This window comes from Staphylothermus marinus F1, assembly GCF_000015945.1.
GTDB lineage: Archaea > Thermoproteota > Thermoprotei_A > Sulfolobales > Desulfurococcaceae > Staphylothermus > Staphylothermus marinus.
Genome location: NC_009033.1, coordinates 1396621 through 1407815 on the forward strand (window position 1 = coordinate 1396621; position 11195 = coordinate 1407815).

13 protein-coding genes are annotated in these 11195 nt (G+C 34.9%); 6 read left to right on the plus strand and 7 right to left on the minus strand.

Going from position 1 to position 11195, the window contains the following annotated elements; all coding sequences use genetic code 11:
- The first annotated feature begins 88 nt into the window (after positions 1-88).
- Entirely contained in the window at positions 89-1627 is a 1539-nt protein-coding gene (locus tag SMAR_RS07410) for an acyl-CoA carboxylase subunit beta (RefSeq protein WP_169696956.1), read from the plus strand.
- A gap of 9 nt (positions 1628-1636) precedes the next feature.
- Here the strand turns inward: SMAR_RS07410 and SMAR_RS07415 are convergent, their stop codons facing one another.
- Positions 1637-2173, minus strand: coding sequence for an acyl-CoA carboxylase biotin carboxyl carrier protein subunit (locus tag SMAR_RS07415; protein WP_011839711.1), 537 nt, complete (start codon positions 2171-2173; stop codon positions 1637-1639).
- 161 nt (positions 2174-2334) lie between these two features.
- Here SMAR_RS07415 and SMAR_RS07420 point away from each other — a divergent pair, with 161 nt between their 5' ends.
- The 3 genes from SMAR_RS07420 to SMAR_RS07430 are packed head-to-tail and all read left to right on the plus strand — an operon-like array spanning position 2335 to position 4833.
- On the plus strand, positions 2335-3051 hold the full coding sequence (locus SMAR_RS07420; protein WP_011839712.1) for a hypothetical protein: 717 nt from the start codon (positions 2335-2337) through the stop codon (positions 3049-3051).
- Positions 3052-3085: 34 nt separating this feature from the next.
- A complete protein-coding gene (locus tag SMAR_RS07425) occupies positions 3086-3649 on the plus strand; it encodes a YkgJ family cysteine cluster protein (RefSeq protein WP_244372527.1) in 564 nt (187 codons plus the stop codon).
- On the plus strand, positions 3646-4833 hold the full coding sequence (locus SMAR_RS07430; protein ID WP_011839714.1) for a cation:proton antiporter: 1188 nt from the start codon (positions 3646-3648) through the stop codon (positions 4831-4833). The genes SMAR_RS07425 and SMAR_RS07430 overlap by 4 nt, the downstream gene beginning before the upstream one ends.
- Before the next feature lie 70 nt (positions 4834-4903).
- Here SMAR_RS07430 and SMAR_RS07435 read toward each other — a convergent pair whose 3' ends face one another.
- From SMAR_RS07435 to SMAR_RS07460, 6 genes are all read right to left on the minus strand, one after another.
- A complete protein-coding gene (locus SMAR_RS07435; protein WP_011839715.1) occupies positions 4904-5419 on the minus strand; it encodes a hypothetical protein in 516 nt (171 codons plus the stop codon).
- The gene (locus SMAR_RS07440; protein WP_244372387.1) at positions 5419-6495 is read right to left on the minus strand and encodes an RsmB/NOP family class I SAM-dependent RNA methyltransferase; all 1077 of its coding nucleotides are present in this window, start codon (positions 6493-6495) and stop codon (positions 5419-5421) included. The genes SMAR_RS07435 and SMAR_RS07440 overlap by 1 nt, the downstream gene beginning before the upstream one ends.
- The gene (locus SMAR_RS07445; protein WP_011839717.1) at positions 6473-7177 is read right to left on the minus strand and encodes a DUF72 domain-containing protein; all 705 of its coding nucleotides are present in this window, start codon (positions 7175-7177) and stop codon (positions 6473-6475) included. Before SMAR_RS07445 ends, SMAR_RS07440 begins: the two co-directional genes overlap by 23 nt.
- A gap of 117 nt (positions 7178-7294) precedes the next feature.
- Positions 7295-7948 carry a hypothetical protein gene (locus SMAR_RS07450; protein ID WP_011839718.1) on the minus strand — a complete coding sequence of 218 codons (654 nt, stop codon included), beginning with the start codon at positions 7946-7948 and terminating at the stop codon, positions 7295-7297.
- Positions 7949-8032: 84 nt separating this feature from the next.
- A complete protein-coding gene (locus tag SMAR_RS07455) occupies positions 8033-8281 on the minus strand; it encodes a hypothetical protein (RefSeq protein ID WP_011839719.1) in 249 nt (82 codons plus the stop codon).
- Positions 8282-8297: 16 nt separating this feature from the next.
- Positions 8298-9443: an RNA ligase gene (locus tag SMAR_RS07460; RefSeq protein ID WP_011839720.1), complete on the minus strand. Its 1146-nt coding sequence runs from the start codon at positions 9441-9443 to the stop codon at positions 8298-8300.
- Positions 9444-9547: 104 nt separating this feature from the next.
- On the opposite strand from SMAR_RS07460, the gene speE reads away from it, so the two are divergent.
- Both speE and SMAR_RS07470 read left to right on the plus strand, forming a co-directional pair.
- Positions 9548-10408 (plus strand): polyamine aminopropyltransferase, encoded by an 861-nt coding sequence (speE, locus tag SMAR_RS07465; RefSeq protein WP_011839721.1) that lies wholly within the window; start codon positions 9548-9550, stop codon positions 10406-10408.
- 21 nt (positions 10409-10429) lie between these two features.
- Positions 10430-11149 (plus strand): ABC transporter ATP-binding protein, encoded by a 720-nt coding sequence (locus tag SMAR_RS07470; protein ID WP_011839722.1) that lies wholly within the window; start codon positions 10430-10432, stop codon positions 11147-11149.
- Positions 11150-11195: the final 46 nt, after the last annotated feature.

The window sequence follows — 11195 nt, forward strand, 5'->3', positions numbered from 1 at the left end:
AGAACTCAGTAATTCACAGATATCTCTTAATCACTTATACTTTATAAGGTGTTGTTAGAAATTGAATAAAAAAGATATCAGAGACTTGATGGAGGAAGTTAAAAAATACCGTGAAAAATCAATACTTGGTGGAGGAGTAGAGAAAATAGAAAAACAGAGGGAAAAAGGGAAATTATGGGTTAGAGACAGGATACAGAAACTTCTTGATCCGGGATCTTTCGAAGAGCTTCAATGGATGAGAATTCATCGCTCCACATATTTCGGGCTGGATAAGATTAAATATTATGGAGACGGCGTAGTTGTTGGTTATGGTAGGATAGATGGGAGACTTGTATATATTTATGCACAGGATTTCTCAGTAATGGGGGGAAGCATTGGTGAGTCACACGCAGACAAAATTGTTAGAATAATTAATATGGCGATCGAAACAGGAGCTCCCGTGATCGGATTATATGATTCTGGGGGTGCAAGAATACAGGAGGGTGTAGCATCACTACATGGTAGTGGACGAATATTTGCTGCAAACGTTAAAGCTAGTGGGGTTATTCCTCAAATAAGCTTAATACTTGGACCATGTGCTGGAGCAGCATCTTATAGTCCAGCATTAACTGATTTCATAATAATGGTTAAGAATGCTTTCATGTTCATTACTGGTCCAGAAGTTGTTAAAGCAGCGACAGGCGTGGAAACAACATTTACAGAGCTTGGAGGCGCACATATACACTCTGCTACAAGTGGTGTTGCACATTTTGTAACTGATGATGAAGATAGTGCTTTCCAGCTCACTAGGAAGTTATTGTCTTATTTGCCAAACAGCTTCGACGAGGATCCACCATATGTGAAGACAAGCGATCCTATTGATAGAAGAATAGATGAGCTATACGAAATCGTGCCAACAGATCCTATGAAACCATTCGATGTAAGAGAAGTTATTATGAGAATAGTGGATGATGGTGATTTCTTAGAGGTACATCGAGACTATGCTCGTTCAGCTGTTGTAGGTTTTGGGAGAATAGGTGGACATACTGTTGGAATAGTTGCTAATCAACCAATGGTTAATGCTGGAGTCATAGATATAGATGCCTCTAATAAAATTGCTAGATTTGTAAGGTTCTGCGACTCATTCAATATCCCGGTGATAACATTTGTTGATACTCCAGGGTTCATGCCTGGAATAGACCAAGAACATGGAGGTATAATAAGGCATGGAGCCAAGATCCTATATGCATATGCTGAAGCAACAGTCCCAATTATTACTGTAATAATGAGAAAAGCATATGGTGGTGCATACATAGCTATGGGCAGTAGATCTCTTGGCGCAGACATAGTATATGCTTGGCCAACTGCAGAGATAGCTGTTATGGGTCCAGAGGGAGCTGTACGAATACTTTATAGAAAAGAAGCCGCTAAACAACCTAATCCAAAAGAATATTTGGAGAAAAAACTTGTTGAGTATAGGAAAATATTTGCTAATCCATACAGAGCGGCTGAGCTAGGATATGTTGATGACATTATAGATCCGGCATTAACTAGGTTAAAAATCTATAAAGCATTAGAAGCTTTGAAGGCTAAGAAAGAAGAAATGCTTCATATAGTACCTAGGAAACATGGGAACATACCCTTGTAACATATGTTTTTATTTATTCTTCAACGGCTTTATACGCATAATTAACGTACCTTTATTTACAGCTTTACCTTTCTCCACTAATACCTCCTCAACAATGCCGTCTACATCACTTTTGATCTCAGTAACCATTTTCATAGACTCCATTAAAGCTATAACGTCTCCAAACGATACTTTGTCTCCAGGTTTAACTTTTATATCAATAACTTTACCAGATAAAGGAGCTCTTATTTCTCCCTTCCTAGTAATAGTTGTTGTCTTCTTCTCTGAATAGCTTGATTTTAATCCTATAGGTATTAATTCAATTATTCTATTGATTAGAGACACTTCATCATCTATTAAAACTCCATCACTACTCATATACACCCTATATATTTTATTATCTATTTCTACGAGAATAGTGTTTTCATCAACTATCTTCTTTATTCTAGCCTTTATCTCCCCCTCTAAGCCCGGCAACTTAACGATGATTTCCTGTTTATCACTATCAATTATTTCAGCAACTATTATGTCACCACTATATGTTTCAACACGGTATCTCCTAGGCAATAAACCCACCAAACCAACAACAATTAAAACATATATGCCGCCCGACGGAACCCGCCATCATAGCTCTCCCTATCGCGGGAGCCTCCGGCGGGCGAGGGCTCCGCCTATGAATAATCATTTATTACTTATGTCTTAATATTGTTTATTAACTAGGTGTGAAAATGGATAGCGTATTAGGCGATTTCCTCGTATGTTCAGGGCGTATCCCATATTATGTCGGCAATAATACGGCTAAGATATTTAATATGCTATTTAGAGAAAACATGTTACCAAATATAGATATAATTTATGGGTTCTCCAACATAATTGTAGAGCTAGAAAACAAATCTGAAAGATACATAGTAGGTTACATTTATAGAGTAGATCATACAGGAATCGAGGAACTGAGTAGTTGGGATCTAGGAATGTATATGCCTAAATATAGTGAGTTAAACGGGTTATTTATAACTAAATACAAGAATTTGGGGAGGATATTTGAGGGAATCGGTGACGGATTTCTAAAGAAGAAATGGAAATATATGTTGAAAAAAGAACATAAGTGTTGGGAAAAGAATAACAAGGTATGTTTTGTCTCAACAAATAAGATGTTATCGTATAAAGCAGGCTATTTATTGTTTGCAACAAAATGTAAGGGGAAAACATTAATTATTGATGCTTTTAATCTTGCTGAAAACATGCTTAAATCAATATATCACCCAATTATAGAAATCCTGCATTCTTTATATCATAATGAAATCCCTGATGATCCTATTAGGATAGTTAATGATCAAATAATAAAATATTATACAGAACTTATATCTAGATTCTACATTAAATTGCCGAAACAATTTGATGTATCAGATCTGCTCAGACTATATACTACTCAACTAGGTTTCTAGGTTGTGGCATAAAGAAATGCTGGAATTCAAATGCATGTTGTGCGGGGATATATGCTGTAATTTTCAACATATAAATGATTCGCCCCTAGTTTTCCCTTGGGAAAAGAGAACTCTTCTCGAATTAGGTAAAAGATATGATAGGAAATTAGTGTTTAAACCCTATCTGGGCTATGAAATAGACAATAATATATATGCAGTTGTATTTTATCGATGGATAATTAACGGTAAGTGCCCGTTTCTATCAGAGAAAGGTATATGCACAATACATGGTAAGAAACCATATTCCTGCAAAATGTTCCCCTTAATAATAGGTATTGATGATAATACGTTGAGAGTAAGTGGTGCATGTCCATGGATTACTAGATATCTCGAGAAAATAAGGAATAGTGATCCAAGCAAGGTATTTAGGAACGAATATAAGATTGCTGTTAAAGTTTTCGTGATAATAAAAATCATAGAAGAGTTCGCAAAATCCAATGGATGGAAAAGAATAATCTTTACCAGTAAAGAGCTTGAGCGGAAGAATATCATTTTTGTAGATATTGATAGCATTTTAAATAATATTGAGAAAACCATTGACTACGATGATGAAAGGTGATAGCTGAAGAAGTTGCAGCAGAATTATTGCTGGTTTTATCTATTATAATAATTGTTGCAAAGGTCTTGGAAGAGCTGATTAGTTATTATGGTTATCCTCCTGTTCTAGGAGATATTTTGGCAGGTATTATATTAGGCCCCTCCGTTCTCGGCTTACTTACCCCGGAAATTATTGATTACTTAGATGCTATAAAATGGATAGGGATCATAAGCTTATTATTTCTAGCAGGATTAGAAACAAAGTTTACACAATTTATGAGTAGTATAAAGAGTAGTTTACTCGTCGCAGCCGGCGGTATTATTGGTTCTTTTATATTAGGGTATTTTGCAGGTATTTTTGCCGGGTTAAACAGTAATCAAAGCATTTTTCTTGGAACAATATTAACAGCTACAAGTGTTGGATTAACTGTCAAGACATTAACGGATGTGGGAGCGCTTGGAACAAGGTATTTCACAGTAATTCTAGGAGCAGCAGTTCTCGACGATGTGGGTGGTTTAATAGTGTTTGGCTTAGCAATAGCCATGGTAACAACAGGATTTACAAGAATAGAAGAACTAGCATTAACAGCTATTATTGCAATATCGTTCTATATTATCACATTATTCTTACTCCATAAAAGCTCTAGAGTGATCTGGGGGTTGCTGAAACATATAAGTCACTTAGAAGATTCAATAATCGCTTTCCTGTTAGGATTAACTCTCATTATTGCATGGGCTAGTGTAAAATTTAATTTAAGCCTTGTTGTCGGAGCATATCTTGTTGGTTTAGCCTTTAGTGAGGTTAGGGGGGTTGAGAATGTTATTCGTAGATTTAGTTTAATACCTGATATATTTGCATCCATATTCTTCGTATTATCTGCTGCATCAATAGATATTAAACCATATATTATTCACGTAGAATATCTAGGTTTTATAGGTATAGTACTTATAGTTGCATTTGCCGGCAAAATTCTGGGATGTGGATTAACAGCTAAGCTTAGCAAATTTGACTGGAAAGGTTCATTATTCATCGGTATCGGAATGTTGCCTAGAGCTGAAGTTGCACTTGTAGTATCTGCCCTAGGAAAAGGATATGGTGTGGTTACTGACTCGATGATTGCTGCAACTATATTTGTCATATATGTTACTAGCATTGTAACACCTCTAGTATTAACAAGTTTATTGAAAAGAATGAGAATAAAATAGAGAACTAGCATAATTTATGTGTTGAAGGCGATCTTAATTCATCTAGACGTATATGATTTTATCATAATATTTATCCCCAGATTCTAAGGAAAATTCCTAGATCATATATGTTTCGATAAATTTTTCCTCTAACATCCCATCTCTTAGCTACTCCAATAACTTTTCCATCCAAGTTATCAATTACTGCGACCGGTTGATCAAGAGGCGGATATTCCGCAATAATACTCTGCTCTAAAACATCGTTTCCATATAGAAAGTTTTTAACGCCTTTCTCTCCAACAATTATTGCTGCCCGGTAAGTTCCTATATCATGGTATATTTTCTCATATATTTCTGGCGATAAATACGGTTTATTATCTATAATTACTCCTATCCAAACTCCTTTGTAAAGCATTGTAAGCCTATAATATTTGCCTGCACCATTACTGATGAAGCAATTCCTATTTAGACAAACATAGTAGAGATCATTGCTAAGATACTTTATAGGATCAACTCCTAAAATGTTTCTTACATAAGAAAACAATGAATCTTTATGTTTTCTACTAAGCTTGCCAAATGATATTTTCAATTTATGTTTAATACTCACTATTTAATCCTCCTTAACAAGCACGTGGTTAAACCTATCATGCTATGAATATGGGGCCAGATCCTAATACAGTACTTAAATTCGTTGGGGAAATTAATTCCTAGATAACTTTTAAGCCAAGGACTCCAATCAAACAATTTCACCGGAGGCTTAACGATTTCTATATCGTCTCTCATCTCTAACACCTTTGCCACAACATACTCGTTTTCCTCAGGAGCTATGCTACAAGTAACATATGCTAGTACACCGTTTTTTGTTAGCATGTCTATGCCGGATAATAAGATCTCGATTTCTCTCCTAACTATTCTCGCTAAGTCTTTCAGGGATGTCCTAGTTTTACGTCCTTGATCAAACATTATTGTTCCTTCCCCACTACATGGAACATCGAGCAATACTCTATCATAGCGTTTATCGATAAGGATAGGTAGTTTTCTAGCATCAGACCATGTAACAACTATGTTTTTTATTCTCATCCGAGCAATATGTCCTATTAATGATTTTAAACGATAAAGTACTAGATCGTTTGCAAGGACTTCATATTTGTTATTGAGTATTTGCGCTATATATGTTGCTTTTCCTCCAGGAGCAGCACATGCATCTAGAACATCTCCTTCAAATTCATGCATTAGCAACTTTACTGGTACAAGACTAGCTGAGTCTCGATGAACATAATAGTATCCTTTCAAATACTCGTGTGTAGCGCCTATGCTTGGTGATTTAGGAGCTGATATTACTCTATAAGATTCTCTACTCCATTTTATTCTTTCAAGCTTAAACCCTAGTTGTTCGAGCCTCTCATATAGTGTATCCTCATCTATTAGTAATGTATTGGTTCTAACTACTGGTTTTAAAGGTTTCTCGAACGCATTTAGAAGATCTACTGTATCCTTGAATCCAAGGATCTTAATATATCTTTCAACCATATATGGTAAGTATCCATATTTGCTTGCTAATTTTTTAGAAATAATGCTTGGTTCAATATATATGTCCCGAAGGATATCATTAATAGATGGTATATGTGGGTGTATTACCAAGTCATCTATACACCATGATTTATCTTCGTATTTGTTCCTCAAGTATTTGCTTCATTAATCTAGCATTACTTAGCATCCAATGATCATTATTGAAGAACACATATATTTTGTATGGTTTTAACTTAATCATTTTCTCAACAAGCTCTTCAAGTTCTTCCCGATTATAATCATATGCATACCAGTATTCTCTACCATGGATTCTGAGATAGATTATTCCATTAGTATTCACAACCCATGTCCCAATAGGTGCATCGATAGAGACAAGAGTAAGACCCAGTTTCGAACACCAATTTATGAATGCTTCATTAAACCATGAATGATGCCTTATCTCTAATGCAAATCTTTCCTCGAGACCTGATTCTTCATAAAACTTCTTAATCTTATCCATATTTCTATCTTTATATACGAAGTTGGGAGGCATCTGGAAAAGATAGAAATCAACATATTTATCTAGGGGAGAAAATAAATCATAGAATTTCTTCCAAATACTAAGAGCTGATTCGGAGAGTCTTCTATAATGCGTAATACTTCTATGAACCTTAATACTCCATCTAAGATTTCTACCTTTACGGCTCCAGGAAAGAACTTGGTTTCTAAAGGGAAACCTGTAGAAACTAGCATTCAACTCTACAGCATTAAGCCCGCTATATTTTACATACCAGTCGAAACTACCTAGTTCATTCCAATCATACATCCAGCCGGAAGTACCCACATATACTTCCAATATGGAACACCTAGTATGATCTAGGCTACATCATCCCTTAACTAGGGAGTCATCTGAGGCCTCGCTCATCAACTTTCAGAATATCGGGCCAATGACTGATTCTAATAAATAAAATATTTATGGAATGGTTGAAAGTTTTTCCTCCGGCATCTTTAATATGTTTAGAATTTCTTCTATTGAAGTATTTAGTTCCCTAGACAAGATCTTTATATCGTTTTTCTGTATTTTTGATAATATCTTATCCATTGTGCGATCCACATTTCTATCGATTTCTTTAATCTCAAGTAGTGCTATTCTTATAGGTGTATCTAAAGGATATGATTTTTCTATTTCAACCACAATATTAGCTTCATCGCGATAAACTTCTGCTTCAAAACCAAGTTCCTTGGCTATTTTAACTATTATAAAGGTGTATAGATCAATTGGAATCCATGCATTAAAAGCGTAATTGGAAGTATAAATTGTGTGTTCTAAGTAAACATGGCCTCGTTCACTGTCTCGCCAAACACTTGCTTCGTCAAAGAATCTCAATCCTTTAGATTCATATGTGTATTCACCACTCTTCTTAGTGAATGGTAGGAATTCTATTAGTATGTTTCCTCTAAGAGTTTCAGGGGCTGGTAAGTCTTGGAATGCATATCTGGATAATGTTCTATATGATACTATGACTTGATAATGTGTTTCATCCACTTCTTCAAGGGCATATTTTCTCTTACCAATTGATAATTTTGGTTTACCACTGTCGATATCTATTATTTCTATTTTACTCATGAAAGTACACCATAGACCCATATATTTATGTTTTAAGATTAATTCTTTTACTGAATAATGTTATTGTCTACAAATATATTTCTCTTATTCCTCAACTGGGATGGCTTCTAATATATTATAGGCTATATGATCTATTTCTTTATCTCTCGCTGCTTTATAGTGTTTATCTTTCAAGTTCTTAATCTGATCTGCCAGCTTCAATATCTCCTCTGGATCAATGTATACATATTCCTCGGCGTCTTCGTAGGATTCAATAATGAATGTTGCATATATTTTCTTCTTATGATCTATGGCTAGTTTTATTTTTTCTCCTCTTACCTCGTAGACAACCATATATAAACACCCTGGATTAGTCGAGAGGTGAATAACCAGTTTTAAGCATTTTCGTATATATATTATGTGTTTCCTTCATCTTGAATAATTCAACAACTATGCATCCATCTTCTCGTTTCTCAACAACTCTGAATATGAAGTCCATTCCTATAGATTCTGCGTACTCTATATATTTTGAGAGATCATCTTCTGAGGGAAACACTAATGTATATTTTGATGCAATAATTTCTCCATTAGCTCTCTTCTTCAAAGAATTAATTGCAGGTTCTAGAATTGCTCTTCCCAGTTTTAACGCTATTCTATCTAGCTCAGTATTATTCCAGTCATATTCATATCCTTGCGCTATTAGCCTTACTATTCTAGAAAATAGATATCCTCTTCCTTCATCAAATGGGTACCTCATCCCTTCCCAGATATCTCTGATATTAATATATATGGTAGTATATTTTAGAGGTGGAACACGTTGATAGGGGTCTTTCAATACTACTCCTTCTCTTCTTTCCTTCTCTAGCCTGTTAATAATTGTTTTTAACCTATCAATATCCCTTTTATTAATAATATCTAGTATTCTAACCGTTTTCAAACTATACTTCTCGGCGATTTCATCCCTAATTCTCAGTGGCTGTAATTTATCTTTTTTCATAGTATCAAATATGAAGTAATCGAATCCTCTAGCTTCGGGATAATCATATATTACATAGGGATTTTCTGTTCCAACTACTTCACCCACTAAAATTGTGTCTGGGTATTCTTGATATGCTAACTTAATGTTTTTAGAGTATAGTTTTCTTATTCTAGCTGTTGTATATGGACAAATATATCCCCCACGTGTGATCGCATATATGTTGTTCATGTAATAAACTACTCTGACATTATAGCCGTTCATTTTCTCCTCTACAACGACATTATCTATCATGTGTTTAGATACTCCTTCAATAAATGCTAGTCTTTGAATACTAGGGTATCCGTGAACTATTAATGGCTCTTCTCCAAGTAGGATTGTTGTTCCTTCACGGTATCCTAGAAGATCCCTTCTGAAGACAACATAGTTTAGTTCGCCATACTTCATTAATCTAATGGATCTACCTATATGTTTTGAGAGTTTCTCGTATTCAATACCGAGAGCATCACTTAATTTATTTACAAGCTCATTTTCGTCCACAGCAAACCCTCCATAAACCCATACATTATTTTCTAGCAAGGATATTAATAATATGTTCAGTAATGAGAATAAAATATGTAAAACATGTATCATGGGTGGATATTATGGAAGACTACATTATTGGCGGAATATATGTTATAGAGCCTACTAGCCCTAAGCTAGCGTCTTTGTTCAAAGCCAAAAAAATATTTGTAACAGAAAAGACTCCTTACCAAGAAATAATGCTTGCAGAAATAGAAGATTTTGGAAGAGCATTAATCATAGATAATCTTATTCAGAGTACTGAGAGAGACGAATATATTTATCACGAATCATTAGTGCACCCAGCTATGGTTCTACATCCAAATCCCAGAAAAGTATTAATCATAGGAGGAGGAGAGGGGGCAACTCTTAGAGAAGTACTTAAACATAAAACTGTTGAGGAAGCTGTAATGGTGGATATTGATGAGAAAGTTGTTGAGTTCTCGAAAAAATATCTCGAATATATGCATCAGGGAAGCTTCTACGATAAGAGAGCAAAAGTAATCATAATGGATGGGCAAAAATATGTTAGAGAATCTCCGGATAACTACTACGACGTAGTAATTCTTGATCTAACAGATCCATACGCAGGAGAAGCAGCTAAACCATTGTATTCCGAAAAGTTTTACCGAGAAATACATAGAATACTTAGAGAGGATGGAGTAGTAGTTACTCAAGCGGGTAATAGTTTCTATTATAGAGAAGCATATGATTATGTATATAATAATTTGTCCAAGGTATTTCCTCAAGTAGTGGAGTACTGGGTGTGGATTCCAAGCTTCACATATACATGCAACTTTATTTTAGGATCAAAAATATATGACCCAAGAAAAATGAGTGAAGAAGAAGTAGACAAAATACTTTCGGATAGAGGAGTGAAAACAAAGTTCTTAAACGGTAAAAGATTCATTGGCTTATTGAAGCTAGGCATTATTAAGGGATAGATTTAGAAGTGATGTATTCAAATGAAGAAGATTATCGAATTAGTCGGGGTCAAAAAACTATATAGAGTAGGAGAAGTAGTCACGTGGGGTCTGAGAGGAGTAAATTTAACCGTATACGGGGGAGAATTTGTATCAATAATGGGTCCAAGCGGTTCAGGTAAAACAACCCTACTAAACATGATTGGATTACTAGACCACCCCACTGAAGGAAAAATACTAATAGACGGCGTAGATGTTTCAAAACTAAAATCAAAACAACTAGCTCGCATACGTAATATGAAAATAGGTTTTGTATTTCAAACATTTAACCTCATTAATAGATTAACAGTTCTCGAAAATATCGAGTTACCTTTAATCGTTAGGAAGATCCCTAGGAAAAAAAGAATAGAAAAAGTTAAAAAAGCATTATTAATGGCTGGTGGAGATCTATCATGGCTACCTAAACATCCAAACCAGCTTAGCGGTGGACAACAACAGAGAGTAGCTATTGCTAGAGCACTAGTAGGTGATCCAGAGATAATATTAGCGGATGAACCCACTGGAAACCTAGATAGAAAATCAGCTAAGTCAATTGTTAAAACATTTATAGATCTTAATAGTAGAGGACAAACAATCATAGTGGTAACACATGATCCCGAAGTAGCTAATTGTACACAGAAAATATATATTTTAAGAGATGGAATAATCGTAGGCGAAGAAAAACCCATGCCTGAAAAATGTATTATTCAAACTGTAAAGTGAGAAATTAATTAACTTGATATAGAATATATCATTACCGATACAATAA